This is a genomic window from Okeania sp. KiyG1 (assembly GCF_014132355.1).
Classification (GTDB): Bacteria; Cyanobacteriota; Cyanobacteriia; order Cyanobacteriales; family Microcoleaceae; genus Okeania.
This window is the reverse complement of the sequence record NZ_BLZO01000049.1, coordinates 1-24,173: the sequence shown is the minus strand read 5'-3', so window position 1 is coordinate 24,173 and position 24,173 is coordinate 1. Positions and strand designations below refer to the sequence as shown.

Here is a 24,173-nt window from a genome sequence, read left to right as displayed (position 1 = left end):
ATAAAAAACCGATAATATCAGGACTTACGCAGAGACTCTACATATAGCGAGGGCGAATACCATTCGCCCCTACAAATGTTGGTTTAACAGTCAATTTGCGTAAGTCCTGATATAAGATTTTAGCTATTAGACAGTTCTTGTAATTTGTAAATATGCCAGCGCACATTGCTATATTTTAATTATAGCGTTGATTCTAATTCCTCAAACCATCATTGAGCGATCGAGCTAAAATATTTAACGGCATTGCATAATTGCGGGATGATTTTGTCACCAGAGCAGAAACCATAATCCCCGTGTCTCCGTGTCTCCGTGTCCCCGTGTCCCCGTGTCAGCCGAAATCATCCCAGTATTCAGCAACGTCTATTTAACTCCCCTACTCCCCCACTCCCCTACTCCCAACTATATAATTAAGTATTAAACCGGATTCGATATAATTATGTGGAAACCAGAATTGTTAGCTCCTGCTAAAAATCTCGAACGTCTAAAAGTTGCTGTTACTTATGGTGCTGATGCTGTTTATGTGGGTGGGCAAAAATACGGTCTGCGGGCGCGAGCAGATAATTTTTCTGATTACGACTTAGAACACGGAGTCAATTTTGCCCACCAAAACCATGCTAAAGTCTACCTCACTCTGAACGCTTTTCTCCACGATGATGATTTTGAAGGATTGGCAGAATATTGTCAATTTCTCGAATCTATTGGTGTGGATGGTGTGATTGTTTCCGACTTGGGGGTTTTGCGAGTCGTGAAAAATAGTTCTAATCTTGACATTCACCTCTCGACTCAAGCATCTTGTCTTAATTCTTATGCGGGACAAATGTGGAAGGAATTTGCTGTGAAGCGTTTAATTGTGGGGCGAGAAGTCAGTGTTGCAGAGGGTGGGTTGATTCGTAGACAAACTGGTATTGATGTGGAGATGTTTATTCACGGTGCTATGTGTATGGCTTTTTCTGGTAATTGTACAATCTCCAATTTTACCGCAGGTCGAGATTCTAATCGTGGTGGATGTATTCAATCATGTCGGTTTCCCTATCAGTTAGAGGCAAAAACAGACGATCGCCCGGTTACTTTTATGTCTTCTAAAGATTTATGGGGTATTCATCAAGTAGGAGCGTTTTTTGAGCATCAAATTTGTTCTCTGAAAATAGAGGGGCGAATGAAATCGTCGTTTTATGTGGGGATGACTTGTAGAGCTTATCGTCAAGCGATCGATGCTTACGCAGAAGGGAGGTTGACTCCAGAGTTAGTGAATCAGATTAGTGGTGAGTTAGAGTCTGTTCCTCATCGTGATTATTCTTCTGCTTCATTTGAAACTCCTGCTGGAAATGATTCTGTATATAAGCAGTTGGAAAGTAGTAGGGGGACTCACGAATATCTTGGTATTGTGATGGAGACAACACCAGAAAATATTGTTTTGCAACTGGTTGAGTCTGTGGAAGTGGGAGATGAAATCGAGATTATTCCTGTGTATGGGGAGATAGTGCGTTGGAGGGTTAGTCAGCTTATTTCTGTGGTAGGCGATCGCCTGGAGAAAATGCGTGCTGGTAATGTTGTTTGTATTCCTAAAACTGCAGCACCACATATCTTGAATAATGTAGCAAAATTGAATATAGTTAGAGTCCAACCACTAAGTGGGGAGTAGGGGAGTAGGGGAGTAGGGGAGTAGGGGAGTAGGGAAGTAGGGGGAGATTGAAGTAACTATAGAATTATAAACATATATTATATAACCGGATTTTATCAAGACTTACGGAAATTGACTTTTAAAGCACCATTTGTAGGGGCGAATGGCATTTGCGCTCCGCAAAGCTCCGCTTTATATGTTGCGGAGCAAAACGCCCTCCCTATATGTAGAGTCTCTGCGTAAGTCCTGTTTATATTATTAGATGAACCCGCCACCGCCCCAATAATTTAACGCTATTCATTCTGAACCAGAGGCACTTTTTATAGCATTCTTTTTTCATGCTTGATCTTATTTATAAGAAGAGGTAATTATAAATTATAAATTATAAATTATAAATTCTTGAATTGTTTCCTTGATACTGCATAATTATGACGGGAACTTTGAAGATTTTCCTCGCTAATTGAGATATACCAAATTTGAACTTTAGAGATTCAGGTAATTCGGCTAAAGAAATAGGTACAAAACCAAAACGACTGTAAAAAGATTCTAATTTTTTCCCCAGACATTCTAGATATAAAGGTTTAGTTGATTGTTGAATTAGATGTTTAGTTAGTATTGTTCCTAAACCACGTTTTTGCCAAGATTTGACAACTACTAAACTACCTAATTCTTCTGCGTATTCAAAATTACGCAACTGCCCACAAGCTACTAATTTTTCTTCACATTCAATCACCCAAAATTGTTGCCAAATTAATTGAGTTGGGTCAAGTTTAGCAGTCAAAACTATTTTACGAAGAGACCAAATATCTTTGGCAGATGCAGGTCTGAGAGTACAGGAATTTGGCAATAATATTTCTGTCATTTTTACCTCTTTTTTATAGCTGATTTATTTGTTTATTTATAATTCAGGACTTATGTAGAACCAACATATCTGGTAGGGGCGTTAACGATAGTTATGCGAAGCAAACGGCCGGAAAGCTGACCCATAGCTGACGAATGGCGCCCCTACAAATGGTATATAACTTGATATTTTGCGTAAGTCCTGTAATTATTATTCTCGAGCCTAATTTTCAGTAATTTGAGATAAACGCTTTAAAATTTGAAAAACCTGATGCAGCTCGTTTCCAGGATTAAGAAGTAAGCATTCAGCCGTCAGCAATCAGCTAATAGCTGTTTGCGCAGCATTCCGCAGGAAATGCTTACATTAAGAATATCAAAAATTCGAGAAACAGAATATTGTAAATTATCTCCCTTCATTAGTTTAACAAATCTAAAATTACTGCCATTTGTTAATAATCCAAATGTCGGTACTTCTGGAGTCTGATTATTTAACATATAAAATAATAGTTGAGGTAATCCTACTTCAAGAGAATATTGTGACCGTTTAGCTTCAATAGCAACGAGCAAAAAATTTTCTTTTCAGACTAAAATATCTATACTTCCCCTCACAATTTTATCCTCATCTTCTAATACAAGTTATACTAATTTTTCAGATTCAATATGAAAGGGAGGAATATACAAATATGCCAAATATAACAACGGTGCTAATACTACCATTTTGACAGTATTTTCTAACATTTGATATTTAATATTATTGAGATAGCCAGCTTTGAGTTTATCTAACCTTTGTCTTTCTAAATCATTAATTATTATTGGTAAATCATCAAGCCATTCTCGAAAAAATTGCTCATCCTCAGAAAATTGTAAATTGAATTTAGTTTCAATATCATGTAAAGTTAGGTTTGTAGCTGTAATTGTTTCAAACATAATGAAAATAACTCTTTATTTAGTATACTATTATTATATATAACGTTAAAATTCTGGTCTATAGTCTCCCCTTTTTAGGGGATGAAAAAGCAGTCGTTTCGGCTGTCGCCGACATGAAAAGCGTAGCTTCCCGAAGGGTGGGATGGCGAGGAGACCTCCCCATATCCAATCAACCAAGAAAAAATCAAGTTCAATATTTCAAGCCTCCTAATTGCAGGAGGTACTGTTAACTGTTAACGCAGTTACGACCATAGGAGGCTAACTGAAGGGCGCAGTTCCTCCGGAGGAGGGTAACTGATAACGTAGTTCCTCTGAAAGAGGCTAGCGTAGCTCCTCCGCCAGGAGGCTAACTGAAATGACTCCTGGCCATATACAATAGACCAACAGAAAAGATAATATTCAATATTTCAAGCCTCCTGATTGCAGGAGGTACTGATAACTGATAACTGATAACTGATAACTGAAATGACTCTTATCTCTGAAGCAGTGGTAAAAAGTAGCCTTAAAAATATTCAATTTATAGCTACTGATATGGATGGAACATTAACTAAAAATGGTAAATTTACTTCTAATCTTTTCCTGAGTTTAGAAAAATTAGCAGCAGCCAAAATTCAGGTATTAATAATTACGGGTCGTTCTGCTGGTTGGGTACAAGCTATTAAAAATTATCTGCCAGTAGTAGGAGCGATCGCTGAAAATGGAGGTTTATTTTATCCTACTCATAGCGAAGCACCTAAATTTTTAACCTCTATCCCAAATATTAATCTACATAGACAAAATTTAGCTGAAGTTTTCCAATATTTAAAAAGTCTATTTCCTCGGATTGAAGAATCTGTAGATAATCAGTTTAGACTCACAGATTGGACTTTTGATATTCAGGACTTAAGTTTATCTGAACTGACAAAAATGGCAGAGATTTGTCACTCCAAAGATTATGGTTTTACCTATAGCACTGTGCAATGTCATATTAAACCTTTAGAACAGGATAAAGCTACGGGTTTATTGCAAGTTTTGTCAGAATATTTTCCTGAATTAACCACAGAAAAAATTATTACAGTTGGTGATAGTCCTAATGATGAAACTCTGTTTGATGAAAGTAAATTTCCTTTGTCGGTGGGAGTAGCAAATATTCTCGAATATGCCGATAAATTGAATTATCAGCCAGTTTATATTACCAGTCAAAAAGAAGCAGAAGGTTTTTGTGAATTGGCAGAGTTACTATTAGAATAAAATTAACTTTATTCAACCACAAAATCAAGATTTTTTACGCAATGTCATTTCAGTTATCAGTTATAACATTTATCAGTAAGCGTGAGGTACACTGCTGGAGATCCCCCCTAACCCCCCTTGATAAGGGGGGAAACCGGAAGTCCCCCTTTTTAAGGGGGATGCGCGGGGGATCGTTGATGTAGCTCACGCCTTGTGAAAACAGTATCGCGATCGCTCCACTAATGTCAAAAATTTTTCCTACATACAACTTTCATATTTGTCAAAATCCTATGTTAAGCTGTAAATGTGAAAAAATGTGGGCGCAAATAGTATGGTTGAGGAGGGGTTGAAATTCCCTTTCCGTACCGGAATGCTCCGCAAACGCACACATTTACTGCTGATTGCTAACCGCTGACTGCTGACTGCTGATTGCTGATTGCTTATTTATACCGACGCATTAAGGTGTTTGACATTTCTAAACCTTGTTAGCGGAGCATTTGAGCACCGAAAACCCTTTAACAGTTTACTATTCCCTATTCCCTATTCCCTATTCCCTATTCCCTATTCCCTATTCCCTATTCCCTATTCCCTAGCGCTACGCGCTATAAAAATAGAACTCAATCTTTGTGAAAAAACTTGAGGAGAACATTCAATTTCAACTCGCTTGATGGCATTTTTTCTAAGTTTATTCCATAAAGTAAAATCTCGATAAAGTTTGATACATTGTTGAGCAAAATCTACATTATGATCGGCAACTAATAATTCTGATTCATGTTTCCATCCTAACTGTTGAGCAATTAAAGATGTGGTAACAATAGGTAAACCATAAGCTGCTGCTTCATGTACTTTATGAGGAATTCCTGCTGCATATCGAGTGGGAGCTACAAATAATCTCGCCTGATTATAAAATGGTCTTAAATCATCTACTTTCCCCAAAATTTTGATTGATTGATTGTTTAAAATATTTACTTTTTGTGCAATTTCTTCTACAGTATTATTCCCAATAATTATTAGTTCAATATCTTGACCAAGTTGTTTCTGAATTAGAGGAAATATTTCAGAGGTTAGCCATAAAATAGAGTCAGCATTAGGAGATTTTTTTCATATATTGAACCAACAAAAGTAAATTTTTTCTTTCTGCAAAAGATTTAGGTGTAGGATTAATTGATAGAGAATGACCTAATAAACTGACATTACTATAACCTTGTGCAAGAAATTGTTGTTGTTCTTGGGAGGAAACAGTAATAATATGATGACTATTTTTAGCTAGTTGAATTTCTTCTGTTATAGCTTTTTGACGTTCTATTTCAGTAAAAGTAATTTGATTTAAACGTTTATATTCATAGTCTCGAATACTAAAAATTGCTTCAGCATCATAAATAATTTTGGCTGATTGAAGTAAATTTTCTTTGGTTAAAATAGAGTTTAAATGTTTAATATTATGGGGACGACTAATAAAAACTAAATCATAATATCCTCTGCGCTCTCTCAGAAAATCTTCTAACATAATTAATCCATATCCCCGCATAACTTCAACAGTTTGGGGAATATCAGAATAAATAGTTGACCAATCTTCGAGATGACTGAGGTCTCCTGGATAAAGGGTGACAAAATAGCCTAATTTAACAAGATTACAGAGAATAGAATGACTGCGGGTATAACCCGAACCTAACCAAGGATGAGGAATTCGATCATCAATAAATAATAGACGTTTTTGTTTTTCTCTAGCTTGAGTTCGAGCAAATATTAAATTCTTGAGTTCCGTAGAATATTGAGATGGAAACCAGTCTAGGTGTTTTTGTTGAAATATCTTTTGATTTTTTTCCATCAGAGCGATCGCCTGTTTGCTGGAACTTGTATTACTGGAACTAGCAAACTCATAATGGAGAATATTTACATTAGGGTCGTAAATAATTTTTTTCCCTAATTTTTGTAGTCGCACACAATAGTCAGTTTCCTCAAAATAAGCTGGTTGATAATCTTCATCAAATCCTCCTAATTGTAAAAACAAATCCCGTCGAGTTAAGAGAAAAGCTGCGGAACAATAATCAACAGTGCGTTTAAATTGATATTCTGGTGCAGTAGGTGAGTTTCCGCGTCCATATCCTAAGCAAGTTCCATCTTGCCAAATAATACTTCCTGCTTCTTGGAGGGTGCCATCGGGAAGGATGAGTTTTCCACCCACTGCACCAATATCATCTGAAGATTTAATGGTGTCGAGAGCGGAGGGGATACTATTGCCGAGAATTTGAGCATCATTATTCAAAAATAGCAGATAGTTTCCTTGAGCAATTTTGCTGCCTTGGTTACATCCCAGGAGATAGTGCAGATTTTGATGATTGAGGATAATTTTTGCCCCGTTTATCTGTTGCAGCAGTTGACGGGTAGTATCAGTGGAGTTGTTATCGACTAATATAAGTTCAAAAGATTGAAAGGGGTTTCTCAAAAGGGAGTATAAGCAGCTTAAGGTAACTTCTGCTCGGTTATAGAGAATAATAATGATACTGATTTCTGGATTTTCAACCAGGGGAAAATTTAGTTGAGAATTAGTATTGAGGAAACTATCAAGAGTTATTTGGTTGAGAATATCAAGGGTTTGTTTTGCTTGGTCTAGTTGGGGAGTTTGGGGGAGAGATGGGGTTAGGAAGCTTAAGGCATTTTGAGTAGATTGAAAACTCTCTGCTAAGGGATGGTTAGGTTGCAGTTGGAGAACTTTTTGATAGGCGAGTTGAGAGCGGTCAAATAATCCTTTTTTGGCAAACGCTTTTCCTAACCCCAGGTAAATTTCGGTATCATTGGGAGAAATTTCTAATGCTTGATAGTAGGTTTGTAGATCGTCTGGGTTTTGTTGAATTTTCTGTTTGTAATAGTTAAGCAGATTAGTTTGTTCTGCTTTTGCTTGTTGTTGTAGAGCATCCCCGATTTTTTGATGAATTCCTGGGAGGTTGGGGTTTAGTTCGAGAGCGCGTTGGTAAGAGGCGATCGCTTCTGACCACTGCTGATTTTTGTAGAAATGTTTTGCTTGTTCTAGGTAGTGTTCCCAAGTTTTCATATTCTTATCATTCGATCAAAAAACTTTGATAGCATGAAACTAACAAAGCAACTTTTTCAACAAGAGTCCCACCCCACTTTAGTATCTGTATGAAAATGTACTTGTGTTTATGGCTAATTATGAGATTAAATATTTCTTTTTGTTTCTATAAATAACTTCTTTAAGACCGTCTAATTTAGCCGCATCAAAATTATTCAAGAATATTTCAAGCAATTCGTCTTTAGTATGAAACTTTATTGGTTTTTCCATGCAATTGATGTAAGGAATGCTCATTTGTTCGCACAATTCATAAGTCCTGCTATCTATAACTAAACACATGGAGGGTAGTCCTGCCATTAAACCCAAGATCGTTCCGTGAATTCGAGTTCCTATCATCAGGTTGGCATTATTTCTGAAAAACTCAATTGATTCAAAAACGTTACCATTAAAAATAAAATTGTTTCTATTTTTTTCAATACTTTTTTATCGGAACACATGAGTGGAAATTCTTTACCTTTATTGACAAAGTCATACATTTTCGGATTATCAACTGCCAAAGTGTAAATATCGACATCCTGCATAAGGCCAACAAGATATTGGTGCAGTATAGGATTCTGAGAACTAAGTGGATAATTTATTCCTATCTTAATTTTATCAATGTTTTGTTTCTTTAGTTTTTCAAATTTAATCTTAATTTCGTCCGTATCAATTGGTTTCAATAAAATTGATGGGCATCCAACAGCTTCACAATTCGTCAAAGGAATATCGTTGTGTTTAAGCAAATCGTATGTGTATTGACCTCTTAGGTATACATATTCAAAACAAGAAAAAAAATTAAGGTATACTTTTTTTTCTTGCTCGGAAAATTTTCTGTATTCAAGCGTGCTTGATTGAGCACCAATGGAAAATAAATATCTTTTACAATCGAGGTCATTGATTGAATTAAAAAAAACATTACACAGATTAGAAGTCATAGGCGAAACAGATATATTATTTGCCAGTACAATTACAACCATCCCAATTTTTTCTTTGTAATGATTTTCATTTTCTTTAAATTTATAGAAATCCAAAAGTTTTAAATCTGTTTGATTGTTTATGATTTTTTTTGTGGATTCCCAAAACATACAGTTTCCTGAATTCAATCCGAATATTTGGACAATAGATTCCGATGGCATTTCAGAGGAGAGTAGCTCGTGATGTTTTTGGTCAATAATGTATTCTGGTATATTAGTCAGTACGTATTTCATCATTTATGTATAATAATTATAAACTTTAAGGAGGAAAAAGTTAAGATGGAGGAGGAGCTTAAAAGCACAATTCGATTAATATTTGTAGTTCATTACTGGTAAAGTATAGTATGGAGAAAACCGAAGTGGAATGACCTAATTACTTATCTCATACTTTACTAATGCACTACAGATTACTCTCAAAAAATAAACATAATTGTCAGCTAATTTTTTAATATCAAAAACCTGGTCAAAAATAATTTGAGCATTTTTCTGATGTTCTAAATATAGATTTTTATTATTCATATATTGCAACATCAGTTCCTGTAATTTTTTAATATCAAATTTCCAATCTTCAGACAGAGGAATAAGTAACCCCGCTTCCTTGCCATCTAAGGAAATCATTTCTGGAACAGCTCCTACTTGAGTGGTAACAACAGGTAAACCACAAGCAAAGTATTCGATTATAGTACAAGGAAGTGATTCCGACTTAAACCTACTAGGCAATAGCCCTACATCACATTGAGAATAAAAGTTAGTCGGATGTTTCTGTTTACCTAAAAAAGTTATCTCCATTTTATGATCATATTTGTTTTTTAAATCCTGAGCATAGTCACTATCTCCAATTAACACCAAGCGAGCAGTTTTATTGTTCCGTTGTTCTAGTGGTAATTGATTGATTAAAATTGTAGCTGAAATAGCTTCTTCCCAACCTTTTTCTGGTATTGCCCGAGAACAAAGACAGAAAACAAAATCATTTTCTCCCCGATTAATTAATTTAGCTTCAGGCGCATCAAAATTGACATTTGAACTATCAAAACCATTGAAAAATTTAGCCATCTTTTGAGGTGGAGTTATATCCAATTTTTCAAACAACTGGAGATTTTTTTTGGTTAAATAACCAATACCGCTCACAGATTCCATCATTGGTTTAATATACTTCATAAAGTTTTCTGAAATTTCAGGATTATCTGTAAGTTCTACCAAATGTTCATAACAACCGTGCATTTGCATAAACCAAGGTAAATTTAACTCTTGATTGATTTCATAAGCTAGAAGATCGCTCCACCAAAGATGGGAGAATATGAGATCAATTTGATAAAATTGGATCAAATCTCGAATAATTTTTAGCCTACGTTGACGATAATTACTCCAAGGTTTAGGTTTCAGATTACCTTCAATAAAAATAATTTCTGGAGCAATTAAGTCTATACAATTATCATTGTAAGTCCAAGGTTCAGCACTACAGAGAAAAACTCGATGTTTTTTTGCTAACTCATTAGCAAGGCGAATAGCTGCTATTTGCCCACCTCCAAAATCAGCATCACCAATTATAAATAGAATAGAAGGGTAAGAAGAAGGTTTAGATAAATATCTCTGCTCAAAATCTACCCAAATTTCTTTGATACTATTTTCAAAAGATAAATTGTTAATAAAAGCATCTCTTGTTAAATTATGACGTTCATTGAGGGAATAATAGTCATCTATAGTTCTAGCAAAGCTTTCGGTAATAGCATTAGCTGAAAGAAAATTATGAGAGAAAATATGTTGTTTAAGTTCTAAAATTTCTTGAGTATAACTATTATTCTTTTCAATTTTAGAAGTTACAGTTTTCTCATGGCGTCTATGATAATTAAGAGATTCAGATACAAAAGCAACTTTACCCTCTTTTGCTAAGGAAAAATAAAGTAACCAGTCTCCTACAAAGCGGAACTTTTGAATAAGTGATAGGTACTCTTCAGTAAGTGCAGATTTTCTCAGCATAACTGCACTTGCATTGGGAATAGTATTTTTTAAACAAAGAGCATTTTGAATTTCATTAATTCCCTCATTTTTATAATGATTACTCCATTTTTGAGAATCAATTTCATTCGTATAAGACAGATAATTTTTCTCCCATATTTCACCATTTTCTCCCATCGGTGCTGACTGGGAGTAAGCTAAAACTACATCTGGATCATAGAATTGTTGTTTTAATTTTCCAATTAATTCATCTTTACAGGAATCATCAGATTCAGCAATCCAAATCAAGTCTCCTGTTGCTTCTTTAATTCCTTTAACCCATTGTTTAAAAGGTGAACCAGTATTTTCTTGATTGAGTATTACTTTGTGGGGAATATCAGTTTTTTTAATAATTTCTACAGCTATTTCTGGACTTCTATCAGATGATTTATCATCAAGAAAAATGATTTCATCTGGTTTTATTTTTTGATTAATTATTGTTTCTATTCTCTCAGATATAAACTTTTCATAATTATAATTAGGAACAATTACTGTTACCTTTAATTCTTTTTGGCAATGATAGTCATAGTCTGTTTTAATTAAGGATACAAAATTATTTACAAAATTATCCCAAGTCAATTGATTTTCTATGTAATGCTTTGCATTGATACCAATTTCCTTTCTCAACTGTTCATCATTTTTCAGATTAATTACTGCTTTTGCCATTTCAGGAATATCCAAATATGGTACAGCAACTCCTCGTTGACCTTCAAAAATTTCCGAAGCTCCTCCATTACCTAAAAAAGTAATGACGGGAAGTCCACAGTACATGGCTTCCATATTAACTAGAGGAAAAGGATCTTCTCTTGATGTCAGCAGAAATAAATCGGAACCTCTCATGTAGTCTAGAGGATTTTTTCTCGGCCCAGGGAAAATTATGTTTTGTTCCAACCCAACTTTCTTAATATCATCATCTAACCACATCGAAAATGTTGGTTGAATTTTTGCTCCAATCCAAATAAAGTAGGTTTGGGTTAGTTCATTAGCTTTAATAACTTGATAGGCAACTTGAGCAAAGAAATCACATCCTTTTCTGTCTTGAACAGTTCCACATCCAATGACGATAAAAGCATCATCAGGAAGGTAAAATTCTTTCTTCAGCTTGCTCTGATAGAATTCTTTGGTTTGAATTTTTTCTTCTCTATTAACTGAAGGAAGAGAAGCATATATAGTTACATATTGATTAAGTTTATCTTCTTGGTGAGAATATTTAATAAGAGAAGAAGCTACAAAATTTGAAACAGAAATAATTCTTTTGATGATAATAAGATGTGTTTAAAAGAATCTAATCCACCACAATATGATTCTATTGTGACAGGTAATTCATGAATCCAAGAAACAACAGGTAAGTTATTTTCATAACACGCTTGATTAATATTAGATATAGCAGATGTATTAATTAAAACTAAAGGGTTACTGGTGAATTTTTTAAAGCTTTCCAGTAATTGTTGTAAATTTTCATCATGAGTTTCTGTTAGCTCATCTAGTTCTGAAAGTACAATTGTTACACCACATTCTTCAAAATCTGCTCTTAATTCTCCATCTCTAGCTAAAACTATCCAAATATTAATATCTGTAAGTTTATTTTGGGACTGATATTCCCTAATTTGTTGTACAAAAGCAAGTAATACTAGAGGCGCACCTGTCCGAGAACCATCATGAGAGAAGATTAAAATATCATAATGACCTTTTTGATCTAAAACTGAGTATTTAGTAGACTTCCAAGGAAAACAAACAAATCTGGCATTTTCTTGATTATTTTGAAGAAAATGTATTAGTGGATTATCATTTGGTTTTAAATATTTATCTCTAGACTCTAAATAATCTATGTAATTTTTGTAGAGAATAAAGGATGAGGATTTTTTTGTTCTAAACCACTTTTTTCTATAAAATGCTCTAATGGATTTATTCCTTTTTCTTTAATATCAGGATGATTTTCCAGATAATAAGAAGTATCAAACAGAGGGTGGGGATTTCTCTGTTCTGAAACACCAAATTCGATGAAATGTTGCAAAGGATTCATCCCGCTTTTTTTTACGTCTGGGTTATTATCTAAATAGTAGGATATCTCAAACAATGGATGAGGATTTCTTTTACCTTCTACCAGGGAAAATTTAATAAAATGTTCTAAAGGATTCATTCCAGCTTCTTTTACATCTGGACTATGTTTGAGATAATAAGAAGTATCGAATAGTGGATGAGGATCGCGTCCTTCTTTCCAGCCAATTTGAAGAAAATGTATTAACGGATTAAATTTTTTATCTAGTAAAGCAGGAGTTTGATTTAGATAATAGTAAGCGTTAAATAAAGGATGAGTATTTTCTAAATATCCTGACTTAATATAATCACTAATTACTTTTAGCCTTGAGGAATCTTCCTGTGGTTCTATATTATTTATAGCCAAATAAAAATCTACATCAAAAGTGGCAGAGTTATCAATGAGTTTGTTTTTTTCGATCCACTCTTCTAAATCAGAATCTATTAGTTGAGATTTTTCATAATGTTCCATTGATTTTTGATATTTTCCTTGATGATATAAAGTTTTAGCTAAACCTAAAAGTAATTCTGCATCATCTGACTTAACTTCTAAAACTTTTGGATCGCTCTCTATGTTTGTTGGATGTTTATCAAATGACTTATTGTCAGCAAAAACTTCTGCTTCTAACTCCTCTGCTTGTGACAACAAATCGTCTAATTTATGACGCACTGTCCATAATTCAGGTTGAATTTCAATTGCTTTTCTATAAACCTTTATTGCTTCTTCTTTTTCTCCCTTTTCTGCCAAAACATCACCCAAACAGTGATAAGCATCTGCAAAATTTTGCTCTACCTCAATAGCTTTGCGGTAAGCTGTAACTGCTTTTTTTTCTTCGCCCTTTGTGATCCAAGCATTACCCAATCCAAAATACAATTCTGCATCATCAGGCTTAATTTCTAATGCTTTTTGATAACTCTCAACATCCATTGGATCGTTCTCGATCGCCTGTAGATAATAACTCAATGCTTGCTCTAATCTCCCTTTGACTTGCTGATGCAATGCCTGATTTAATTTTTCTTCTACTTTAGGGGAAAAATCAGGTTGAATTTGGATAAATTGACGATAAGCATTCACTGCCTCATCCCATTTTTCTAAAAATAAACAAAGCTCTGCTAAATTATAATGAGACCAAGCAAAATTTGGTTCTAACTCAATTGTTTTTTGATAAGAAACAATCGCTTCATCCCACTTCTCTAACTTAACTAAAACATCTGCCAAATTATTATGAGACCAACAAAAATCTGGCTTTAATTCTATGGATTTATTATAAGTAGTAACTGCTGCTTCTAGCTCTCCCTTTTCTTGCAATAAATTACCTAATTTATGATGTACTTCCCATAATTCAGGATTAATTTCAATTGCTTTTATATAAGCCTTTATAGCCTCTTCTTTCTCTCCTTTTTCTACTAAATTATCGCCATTAGTGTGATAGTCATCTGCCAAATTAGGGTTGACTATAACTGCATTACTAGCAGTAGCGATCGCTGACTCTTGCTCCTCTTGTTTAGCTAATATTTTCTCTAACGGATAATCAGCTATTGTCAACTTTTTACTAGGTTCTATTTGCTGTTTAGTATTAATTGTTTTTTCCTGAAGTTGATTTTCTGCATCTGCTAGAGACTGTCTTGCTTCTTTCCAGTCAGGATATAATTCAATTGCTTTGCGATAAGCAGCGATCGCTTTTTTCCATTCACTTTTTTTTTCGTAAACTTTTCCTAAGCTAAAAAAATGTTTTGCCTGCTTAAAATTGATTTGTTGTTGTTGTGTAAGTGGGGAAAAAATTGTGGGAGTTTTTAGCATCATCTCTATCTCCGGTCTTAAATATTTGTTATTGGTGGGTCATTTCTGTTATCAGTTAACAGTAGCTCCTCCTGTTTGCGCAGCATGACCTAGGAAAGTAGGAGGCTTGAAATACTGAATTTTATTTTTTTATCCCCTTGAAAGGGGAGGCTTAAAGCCTGATTTTCTGGTTAAGTTGTATCGTAAGTTCAATTGTTAATTAGGAAGATTATCCTAATTTCACGCACCCTATATCTTCAAAAAGTTATCTTTTAATAAATTACTCTCAGAACAAATCAGTATCTGGGAATTTTTTAATATTGACATGATATTACTACAAAAATTGGCTTTAAAGTCTATATTTATTTAAACCCTCTTATGAGAGCTGAGAGCTGACCGCTGAACTGCTGAAGGCTTTTTAATTTCCTGTTAATTCAATTGCCCGTTGATAAGCTTCTACAGACTCATCAAGTTTACCTATTTCTTGTAAGGCATCTCCTAAAAGATGGTAAATTTCTCCTATATCTATATTTATCTCATTTTCAGCATAATATTCTTCAGTTTGATTCGCTTCTAATTGAATGATTTGCTGATAACAATTGATAGCTTCTAACCATTCTCCTTTTTCTGCTAAAACTTTGCCTAAACTATAGTGAGCTTCTAATAATTTGGGGTCTAATTCAATTGCTTGATAAAAACAAACGATACCTTGTTGTGTTTTATTCTCTGCTATTAAACCCCTACCTAAAGTACAAAACTCTTGAGCAGTTGCCCAACTGGGATGTTGGATGAGTGCATTGTAAGATAATTCTTCTGCTTCATCAACTTTTCCTTGGTCTAGCAATATTTCAACTAAACCTCGATAACTATCTTTTAAGTCTGGTGCAAATTTGATGGCTTTTTTGTATGCAATGATCGCTTCTTTTTGTCGTTGATGTTGAACGTATAATTCTCCTAGACTGGCATAAATTTCGCCAAAGTCTGGCTTGATTTCAATTGCTTTTTGATAAGCGGCGATCGCTTGGTCTGGTTTATTTATTTCTACCCAAGCTTTGCCTATTATTTGATAAGCTACTGCATGGGGTTTTATAGAAATTGCCTCCTCGCAAGTAGATATTGCGCTATAGAATTTACTATTGACAAAATCTACTTCGGCTTGTTTAATTAAATCTGCTTGATTAATTTGAGGCAACTTCTCCTTCTCTTCTTTATCTTTTGATTTTGGGTTTAATACCCCGCCATTTACAGGGTGTTGAAAATTGGTTGGGGTTTGAGTCCCCATCCACTTTTGACTTTTGACTTCTTCAATTTCTTCCTTCTTCCTTCTTTCTTCTTCCATTGAATTTGAATATGACTGCAAAACATCTTTAGGATTAATATTTTGAGGTTTCTTGCCGTTTGCTTCTACCTGTTTTTTGACTGAAATATTACTAATTTCCCGGGCTTTTTCAGCATAAATAGCAGCCTGATCTAATTTGCCTTGACGCTTCAAAGTTGTAGCTAAATTTTGATAAGCAGCAGCATAATTTGGGTTTAATTTTATCGCCCTCTGATAACAGGATATGGCTTTAGTTAACTGACCTTGACGACAGAGGGTATTACCGAGAGTAAGATGTTGGTCGGGAGTGATGTTTACCTGGTCGAGAGTATATGCTTCATACCAACAGTCTGCTGCTTCTGCTTGTTTGCCTATTTGAGTCCATGCTTTGGCTAAGTTGCGGTATGCTCCAGCAAAGTCTGGTTTGAGAGCGATCGCTTGCTGGTAATAGGGTATTGCTTTTTCCCACAATTTTTCTTGTGCATACAAACTACCCAGGTTGACGTGAATTGTAGAATCTTGACTATCAAGAGATATGGCTTTTAAATAATTTTGTTTAGCTTCCTGGAGTTGACTCGCACTGCCTATTTTTTGTTGAGCATTACCCAATATTTTGTACGCCATTGCCATATCTGGTTGTACTGCTATAGCTTGTTGACATTCAGCGATCGCTTTTTCATATAACCCTTTTTGGTTGTATGCTATGGCCTTTTGAATGTAAACATCGGGTCGTACAACTGCTGATTTTGTTACATCAATATATTGAGTGTTTATTTGTGCATCTATTTGATCTTTTTCTTTTAGGTTTAATACCTCCCCGTCTACAGTTCCCATCCACTTCTGACTTCTTTCTATTTGAGTCCCCATCCACTTCTGATTTCTTTCTTTTAACTTTTGACTTTTGGCTTTTGAATTTTGACTTTTTCCAATGCTGCTCTCTATTTCTAGTAACATTTCTTCTATGCTTTCTAATTCGTTATTTGCATCTTTGAGCGATACTTTTTGTTGCTCATCTCCATCAGTATTGGTGAAATTTACTTCAACAGGAAATAATAAGTTTTCACCAGCAGTTTCTGTTGTTTCTTTGATTTTAAAATCTATTTCTGGTTTTAAAGGGAAGGAATTATTTGTACCCTGAAGTCTGGGAAGATTTTCAGATGGTTGTAAATATTTTTTCGATGATTGATTATTAAGGTTAAAAACAGCAGCTACTTGATTAAACAACTCCTTGAAAAATTGCTCAAAATATTTTAATCCTGCTTGAAAAGTACCAGTCTTTCCTACCAACTGAATATCAGAACTACTGACCTGTTCCTTATCTATTTCTCCATCAATTTTCTGTGTAATCTCAGATTTTAAGCTATAAATATGATGATTTATCTCGCCATCATCTTTTTCTTTTGGGTTTAATACCTCGCTGTCTATACAGTGTTGAAAATTGATTGGGGTTTGAGTCCCCTTCCTTCTTCCTTCTTCCTCTCTTGGTGCGCATTCCCTCTCTTGGTCGGCGTTCCCTCTCTTGGTCGGCGTTCCCTCTCTTGGTCGGCGTTCCCTTGCGACTGGCGTCGTCGCGGGGTCCGACCGCTTGCGACTGGCGTCGTCGCGGGGTCCGACCGCTTGCGACTGGCGTCGTCGCGGGGTCCGACCGCTTGCGTCTGCCGCCGACGCGGGGTCGCACCGCTTCTTCCTTCTTCCTTCTTCAACTTGGGAATTAGATTGAAGTTTCAAAGCTTCACCTAATTTTTGATATGCTACTGCTAATTTAGGGTTAATTTGTATAGCATTACAATAAGATGATATGGCTTGTTCGACTAAGTTTATTTGTAGCAGAGTATTACCTAAAAGCAAGTGTTCTTCTGCTGTGGCTGTTTCTGGTTCTAGAGAATAAGCTTTTTCCCAAAATTTGGAAGCTTCTGCTTCCTTACCTACATGAGTTAATGCTGTGGCTAAATAACGGTTAGTATCTGCCATATTTGGGTAGATTTCAATTGCTCTTTGATAACATTGAATTGCTTCTTCCCATTGTTGTTGTTCTCCGTATAAACTACCTAAATATCTATAAATTTCTGGATCTTTTGGTGCAATAGATATCGCTTTTGTATAGAATTGCCAAGCTTCTGCTGCCTTACCTTGATTTTGCAGCATTTTTCCTAATCTTTTATAAGCTTCTACATTATCTCGCTCTACAGAAATATTATCTATTGCACCGTTTCTTCCTTTTAATTTTTGACTTTTGAATTCTTCAACTTCTTCCTTCTTACTTTTTACTTTTGAATTTTGACTTTTGAATTCTTCAATTTCTTCCTTCTTACTTTTTACTTTTGAATTTTGACTTTTGAATTCTTCAACTTCTTCCTTCTTACTTTTTACTTTTGAATTTTGACTTTTAACTTCTTCAATTTCTTCCTTCTTACTTTTTACTTTTGAATTTTGACTTTTGAATTCTTCAATTTCAACTTCTTCCTTCTTCCCTCTTCCCTCTTCCTTCTTCCTTCTTCCTTCTTCCTTCTTCAATTGACAGGTTTGTTATTCCTAATTTAATAGCCTTGCGATAACAACTATTCGATTCTTTAACATCACCTGTTTGGGATAATGCTTCGGCGATATTTTGATAAGCTACTGCTGAATTAGGATTTAATTTTATAGCGCTACGATAACAATATATAGCCTCTGTGAATTTCTGATGTTTTAAGAGAGTATTGCCTAGGTTTATATATTCTTGTTCTTTGATATTTGTGGGTTCTAGATAGTAGGCTTTATATTGAAAAATTGCTGCTTCTACTACTTTGCCAACTTTCTGATATGCCTTAGCTATGTTGCGGTGTGCTGGAGCTAAATCGGATTTAATAGTAATAGCTTTTTGATAATATTCAATTGCTTCTTGCCACTGCTGCTTACGAGCATATAAAGTGCCAATATTAACATAGGCTTCGGCAAAATTTGGTTGAATCTTAATAGCCCGTGAATACCACTCAAAAGCTGCTTCTATTTGACCTTTTTTTTGCACAATAATGCCCATTGTTTTGCAGGCTTCGGCAAAATCTAGTTGATTTTTTAGAGCTTGTTCACAAGCTGCTTTAGCTTCATCTAATTTCTTTTGGTCTAAATAGAATAGAGCTTGTTTATGGAAGTGAGTGGCCGCTTCTGTTGGATTAACTTTAGGTGCCATTTGATTACTTACTGCAGTTCGACTTACATTATTTTCTTCCCCTTTTTGTTGGGAAAAAGTAAATACATCTACTTCGGAATTAGATAGTTTCTTCTCTAGAAGAATTTTTTTCTGAGAAGTTTGTTCCTCGCTCAGAAATTTTGTTGTGGGATTGGAATTTACTTTTATTATACTTGCTTGCAATAGCATTTTTTCTAACTTACTCAAATTAATTATAATATCTTCAGTGAGGGAATTAGGATACATGATTTGGCGGATTGGGTAATAGGAAAATCCCTCTCCTACTAAGTAGTAATACTTTAATCCTAATTGTTGAGCGATCGCCCAGTAATAATGCTTAATATAGTTAGGAGAAACTAACTCTACTACGGTAGTTTCGGGACTGGAAAACATAATATTTGTTAACCCACTACCATGAGGAGAAACTATTACTTTGGCATTGGCAAATAAAGCCACTTGCTCTACAACAGAAATAGTTTCTAGTTCTATGGTAACGAAGCCATATTGACTTAATAAATCAATTAATTTTGCTTCATTAATAATTCTTCTATATTTAGCTTTATTCCGACTAATATAAATCCTTTCAGGATAGGAAAATACTTGATTATGCTGATTTTTTTTCCCTTTAAACCCATCTTTAAATACAGTAGAGAGCGATCGGTTTAAAAATACTTGACGGTGAAATTCTAAGACCCATCTTTCTGCCCAAGCTAAATGGCCTGAAAAGGATGGAACAATTAATTTTTTAGCTTGAATATAGGGATAGCGATCGCTTTCTATAATTTTATCTTCTGGAATTCCTAAAACCCGGAGAGTTTCCTGTTGAAATGGTTGTTTAGTACTATTAACTAAAAACCAATCTATTTGCTCAAAATTTATACCATTACGTCGTAAGATTTCGATCCGGGGCAATATGTCTACCATCCAATGAAAATAAACGTTTCCTGACAACCCAGATAAAACTGCTACTGTGCCGTTTATTTGCTCTAAAGGCGGTAATTCTTCGGTACTAAAAAATCGATGGTTATTGACATCGTATTTGTCACATCCCGGCAACTGTCCTGGGTATTCACGAGAGACTTCAGCTAATAATTGATTTTCTTGATTAATAATAGCAATAGCATTACAAATCATCCAATTATTTTTCTGAGGAACTATCCATGCTCTGCCATTTACTACTTCTGCGACAAACTTTGGTGTTTCTGGAAAATCAATATTTATTGTTTGTATTTTTTCCCTAGAAAGACTATGAATACCATTTCCTAAATGAATTGGTTGAAGTTGTTTAAATATTCGTTTGAGACAAGGTTGGCAGTTTAAACCTTGACATTTAACTTGATGATTTGGAATTTGAGTCCCCATCCACTTTTGACTTATTACTTCCTCCTTCTTCTTTTTAACTTCCTCCTTCTTCCTTTTAATTTCTTCCTTTTGACTTTTGATTTTTAACTTTTCACTTCTTCCCTCTTCCTTCTTCCTTCTTCCTTCTTCATTTGAAATTTGAGTCCCCATCCACTTTTGACTTCTTACTTCCTCCTTCTTCTTTTTAACTTCCTCCTTCTTCCTTTTAATTTCTTCCTTTTGACTTTTGATTTTTAACTTTTGACTTCTTCCCTCTTCCTTCTTCCTTCTTCCTTCTTCAACAGATTCAACTGCCAACCCTAAATGGTAAACAATAATAGCCGTATTGAAGCGTTTTTGTTTGGCTAAACTATTGCCTAATTTGAGATGTAAATCAACATTTAATGGCTGAAGCTTCAATGCTTTTTGATAATAATGTTCTGCTTGTGAATATTCGCCATATTCAAATAATACATTTCCCAAGCTTGAGTAAGTTAAGATTAAATTTTTTCTAACTTCTGCTAAATATAATTTATCTATTTCTTCTGGGTTTAATATCTCGCCATCTACAGGGTATTGATAATTGGTTGAGGTTTCAGAATCGAGTGAGGGCGAATGCCATTCGCCCCTACGTATGGCGTTTTCAAGGTTAATTTGCCTAAGTCCTAATTTATCTATTTCTTCTGGGTTTAATATCTCGCCATCTACAGGGTTTTGATAATTGGTTGAAGTTTCAGTCCCCTTCCACTCCTGACTTCTTCCTTCTTCCTTTTGAATTCTGAATTCAGAATTTTGACTTTTAACTTCTTCCTTCTTACTTCTTACTTCTTCCTTCTTACTTCTTACTTCTTCTTTGTTACTTTTGACTTTTGACTTTTGACTTTTGACTTCTTTTAGAAATAAAGCACAAGCTATTTTTGCTTTCTCTAATTCATCTAACCCTGTTAAAAAATCAGCTTTTTCACAATAACTTTCCACAAAAGAATTATGATTAATCACCTTTTGTAAATGTGGTATTGCTGCTGCCAAATTTCCTAACTCCAAGAAAGAAAAAGCACAGTCACTATGAGCAGAAAGATTTTCTGGATACTCCTTGATTATTTCCTGAAAATAAACAATAGCTTCTGAGTGTAAACCTTGTTGTTGATAAACTTTTCCGAGGTTATAACGAGCTACTATTAATTGAGGGTTAAGTGCCAGTGCTTGATGATAATTAGTAATAGCCTTTTCTACTTTCCCAAATGCTAAAAATGCTTGACCTTGATTATTGTAAAGAGAAGCATCATATGGTTTTAAACTAATAGCTTTTTGAAAGATTTCAATAGCTTCATAAGCTCTACCTTCCTTGACTAAAATACTACCCCAATTACTATAAGTTTGAACTTGAATTAAAATATTTTCCGCCTTACCTTGGCAGAAATTAATAACTTTTTGATAACTAGAAATTGCTCGTTCTAGTAAACCTTGTTGTTGTAAAACAATGCCAATATTATAGTAAGCTTGAATATGCTGTGGATGATGAGCGATCGCTTGTTCATAATGAATATAAGCTGCTTGTAAATTTCCCTGATGCTGAAAAGCTATTCCCAAGTTATACTGAACGTAGTGGAGGTCTGGTACTAAAGTTAATGCTTCCTGGTATAACGATATAGCTGCTTCTAGTTTTCCCTGCTTTTGATATAACAATCCCCTTGAAGCTTTTTCTTCCGCTAACTTCAATACTTTTGAAGATTCGCTGTTTATATTTGGATGGTAGTGCATTGTGGTGAATTTTGAACTTTGAGTTTATACTATTAGGAGTCATAAGTCAGCTTTCCTACTTGACCTCTCCCTTATTATTTATATAGCAACTGCCAGGTTTGTCAGGAAAATTAGTGCGAGCATCTTGCTCATGTTATCAATCATCATAATTACCGAATAATTAATAATTAATAATTAATAATTAAATAATTCGCGCCTTGAAACCTCCCTTTACCAATGGATAATTGATAATTGATAATTAAAGAGTTAGAGAATTCTTTCATTATCCATTATCCACTATCCATTATCCATTAATACTATTTCCTTATATTCAATTCCGTAACGGTTAAAACCCGAGGTAATTATCAATTATCCATTATCAATTATCAATTAATGAACCGATGTCCTAACTATAGTAGTGACTGCTCTAGTATTGAAAAACGGGCGTTGCTGATTTTGGGTATGATTTTGCCCCCCGAGCAAGCCAATTTTGGGGGGAATAAAACTCTAAAAGTCCCCGTGATCCCCCTCCCGTCCCCCTTGGAAAGGGGGAAGCCAGATGTTGCTGCGCTTTTTGTTGAATGGGGGATGCGCGGGGGCGAAGGCGAGAACCAAACAATCGCACATTCATACTTCATATCATGTCCGAACGCAATCGTTTGTGTAAAAGTTAGCGTAAATATCTACAGGGAATTTAAGTTTTTTTTCTTGCTCTTTCTTAAGTTTTTCTGTCTATTCCCTATTCCCTATTCCCTATTCCCTACCTTTCCTATACAATACCGATGCTACCGGACATGATATCAATTCAGCAACGCCGAAAACGAATATAGAATAGGGGAGAAAGGTAGAAAAATGCTTCCCTACTCCCCCACTCCCTACTCCTCAACCAGACGTAATAAAATTTAGATAGTTTCAAAGTCATCACCAGTAATATCTGGATTACCCTCTAATTGCAGGAATTGTATAGCATTATTGTCCGCGTCAATATAGTACATCAAACCTTGCTCTGAGTCGTAGACTAGATTAGCATCTTGATTTTCAGCAAATTCAGCAAGAGTAGTAAATTCATCAGGGTTGAAAGTACCACCAGGCCCAATTAACTCGCGGAAGCTATCAGCATCAAGCTGTATCTTGTCTTCTCCTGGAGTAAAGTCAGTGAGAGTATCTACTCCAGAGTCTCCAGGAACAAAATTGTTGAGAGTATCGAAACCAAATATCTCAGTTCCATCTGCAATAAATGTCTCCGACTCGAAAAACTCAAAACGGAAAATATCTGCTCCTTGACCCCCTCTTAGCAGGTCGTTACCTCCACCACCCTCAATTAGATCGTCCCCTTTACCTCCGAAAACCAGATCATCGCCCCCTCCACCTCTAACCGTATCATTACCACGGTTTCCCGAAACTAGATCGTCTCCTTCTTCTCCAGCAACTAAATCATCATCTCTACCACCGTAGACACTATCATTTCCACTACCGCCTCTGACATTATCAAATCCCCGATCGCCAAAAACTAGGTCGTCTCCTTCCTCACCTCTGACCAAGTCATTATCTTCACCTCCAAATATAGTATCATTCCCGTCACCACCTCTAACCGTATCAGACCCTTGGTTACCATGAAGTTCATCATCTCCTTTATCTCCACTAACCCAATCATCATCTTTTCCTCCATAGATGGTATCATTACCTTTTCCGCCAAATATAGTATCAGACCCACGGTTACCGTGAAGTTGATCATCTCCTCTATTTCCGCTAACCCAATCATTATCTCTTCCTGCATAGACAGTATCATTATCTCTTCCTGCAAATATAGTGTCTTCCCCACCTCCACTTTCAATCAAATCATCTCTATCAAGACCTAAAATCCAATCCATGCCATTTGTACCAGACAGCGATTCGTTGCTATTGTCAGGAGAGTCAACTATAGCTGTTGCATCATCACCAATTTCAGCAGGATCGCTTGGTGGTTGATTAATCATAGGTTCTTCGTCGCCGAAATCTGGAATTATTGGATTAGGAGTAATTTCTGACATAGTAATTTTTGATTTATTTTAATTAACTAAGATTGATTTTTGGATTGAAACAGTAACATTTATTCAGCTATAACTTCGGAAAAAATATATATTTTTACATTTATTCCAGTATATTTTTCAAG

The 24,173-nt window shown here is 35.1% G+C and carries 14 protein-coding genes; 2 read left to right on the top strand and 12 right to left on the bottom strand.

Features of this window, described 5'->3' with window-relative positions:
* Window positions 1-436 precede the first annotated feature (436 nt).
* Window positions 437-1,642 (top strand): peptidase U32 family protein, encoded by a 1,206-nt coding sequence (locus SAGCYANO_RS09005; protein ID WP_202219760.1) that lies wholly within the window; start codon window positions 437-439, stop codon window positions 1,640-1,642.
* 361 nt (window positions 1,643-2,003) lie between these two features.
* Here SAGCYANO_RS09005 and SAGCYANO_RS09000 read toward each other — a convergent pair whose 3' ends face one another.
* The 3 genes from SAGCYANO_RS09000 to SAGCYANO_RS08990 form a co-directional block, all read right to left on the bottom strand.
* A complete protein-coding gene (locus SAGCYANO_RS09000) occupies window positions 2,004-2,483 on the bottom strand; it encodes a GNAT family N-acetyltransferase (protein WP_202219759.1) in 480 nt (159 codons plus the stop codon).
* A 290-nt stretch (window positions 2,484-2,773) separates the two neighbouring features.
* Window positions 2,774-3,028: a hypothetical protein gene (locus SAGCYANO_RS08995; protein ID WP_202219758.1), complete on the bottom strand. Its 255-nt coding sequence runs from the start codon at window positions 3,026-3,028 to the stop codon at window positions 2,774-2,776.
* Window positions 3,029-3,097: 69 nt separating this feature from the next.
* A complete protein-coding gene (locus SAGCYANO_RS08990) occupies window positions 3,098-3,388 on the bottom strand; it encodes a hypothetical protein (protein ID WP_202219757.1) in 291 nt (96 codons plus the stop codon).
* Window positions 3,389-3,853: 465 nt separating this feature from the next.
* Here SAGCYANO_RS08990 and SAGCYANO_RS08985 point away from each other — a divergent pair, with 465 nt between their 5' ends.
* The gene (locus SAGCYANO_RS08985) at window positions 3,854-4,618 is read left to right on the top strand and encodes an HAD family hydrolase (RefSeq protein WP_202219756.1); all 765 of its coding nucleotides are present in this window, start codon (window positions 3,854-3,856) and stop codon (window positions 4,616-4,618) included.
* 561 nt (window positions 4,619-5,179) lie between these two features.
* On the opposite strand, the gene SAGCYANO_RS44455 is transcribed toward SAGCYANO_RS08985, so the two are convergent.
* The 9 genes from SAGCYANO_RS44455 to SAGCYANO_RS08940 form a co-directional block, all read right to left on the bottom strand.
* Window positions 5,180-5,641 (bottom strand): glycosyltransferase family 4 protein, encoded by a 462-nt coding sequence (locus SAGCYANO_RS44455; protein WP_237395995.1) that lies wholly within the window; start codon window positions 5,639-5,641, stop codon window positions 5,180-5,182.
* 43 nt (window positions 5,642-5,684) lie between these two features.
* Entirely contained in the window at window positions 5,685-7,649 is a 1,965-nt protein-coding gene (locus tag SAGCYANO_RS08980) for a glycosyltransferase (protein ID WP_237395993.1), read from the bottom strand.
* 117 nt (window positions 7,650-7,766) lie between these two features.
* Entirely contained in the window at window positions 7,767-8,024 is a 258-nt protein-coding gene (locus tag SAGCYANO_RS50180) for a hypothetical protein (protein WP_202219755.1), read from the bottom strand.
* Entirely contained in the window at window positions 8,024-8,878 is an 855-nt protein-coding gene (locus SAGCYANO_RS08970) for a polysaccharide pyruvyl transferase family protein (RefSeq protein WP_202219754.1), read from the bottom strand. The genes SAGCYANO_RS50180 and SAGCYANO_RS08970 overlap by 1 nt, the downstream gene beginning before the upstream one ends.
* A 132-nt stretch (window positions 8,879-9,010) precedes the next feature.
* A complete protein-coding gene (locus SAGCYANO_RS08965) occupies window positions 9,011-11,737 on the bottom strand; it encodes a glycosyltransferase (protein ID WP_255502507.1) in 2,727 nt (908 codons plus the stop codon).
* A 724-nt stretch (window positions 11,738-12,461) separates the two neighbouring features.
* Window positions 12,462-14,477, bottom strand: a complete 2,016-nt coding sequence (locus SAGCYANO_RS08955) for a tetratricopeptide repeat protein (RefSeq protein WP_202219752.1) — start codon at window positions 14,475-14,477, stop codon at window positions 12,462-12,464.
* A gap of 394 nt (window positions 14,478-14,871) precedes the next feature.
* Window positions 14,872-18,285 carry a tetratricopeptide repeat protein gene (locus SAGCYANO_RS08950; protein WP_202219751.1) on the bottom strand — a complete coding sequence of 1,138 codons (3,414 nt, stop codon included), beginning with the start codon at window positions 18,283-18,285 and terminating at the stop codon, window positions 14,872-14,874.
* Window positions 18,224-22,042: a tetratricopeptide repeat protein gene (locus tag SAGCYANO_RS08945; protein WP_202219750.1), complete on the bottom strand. Its 3,819-nt coding sequence runs from the start codon at window positions 22,040-22,042 to the stop codon at window positions 18,224-18,226. Before SAGCYANO_RS08945 ends, SAGCYANO_RS08950 begins: the two co-directional genes overlap by 62 nt.
* Window positions 22,043-22,923: 881 nt before the next feature.
* Window positions 22,924-24,051, bottom strand: a complete 1,128-nt coding sequence (locus tag SAGCYANO_RS08940; RefSeq protein WP_202219016.1) for a calcium-binding protein — start codon at window positions 24,049-24,051, stop codon at window positions 22,924-22,926.
* Between the last annotated feature and the right edge of the window lie 122 nt (window positions 24,052-24,173).

Coding starts and splice junctions, on each gene's coding strand:
- SAGCYANO_RS09005 (WP_202219760.1), top strand. CDS start 437: ATGTGGAAACCAGAATTGTTAGCTCCTGCTAAAAATCTCGAACGTCTA.
- SAGCYANO_RS09000 (WP_202219759.1), bottom strand. CDS start 2,483: ATGACAGAAATATTATTGCCAAATTCCTGTACTCTCAGACCTGCATCT.
- SAGCYANO_RS08990 (WP_202219757.1), bottom strand. CDS start 3,388: ATGTTTGAAACAATTACAGCTACAAACCTAACTTTACATGATATTGAA.
- SAGCYANO_RS08985 (WP_202219756.1), top strand. CDS start 3,854: ATGACTCTTATCTCTGAAGCAGTGGTAAAAAGTAGCCTTAAAAATATT.
- SAGCYANO_RS08980 (WP_237395993.1), bottom strand. CDS start 7,649: ATGAAAACTTGGGAACACTACCTAGAACAAGCAAAACATTTCTACAAA.
- SAGCYANO_RS50180 (WP_202219755.1), bottom strand. CDS start 8,024: ATGATAGGAACTCGAATTCACGGAACGATCTTGGGTTTAATGGCAGGA.
- SAGCYANO_RS08970 (WP_202219754.1), bottom strand. CDS start 8,878: ATGATGAAATACGTACTGACTAATATACCAGAATACATTATTGACCAA.
- SAGCYANO_RS08955 (WP_202219752.1), bottom strand. CDS start 14,477: ATGATGCTAAAAACTCCCACAATTTTTTCCCCACTTACACAACAACAA.
- SAGCYANO_RS08945 (WP_202219750.1), bottom strand. CDS start 22,042: ATGCACTACCATCCAAATATAAACAGCGAATCTTCAAAAGTATTGAAG.
- SAGCYANO_RS08940 (WP_202219016.1), bottom strand. CDS start 24,051: ATGTCAGAAATTACTCCTAATCCAATAATTCCAGATTTCGGCGACGAA.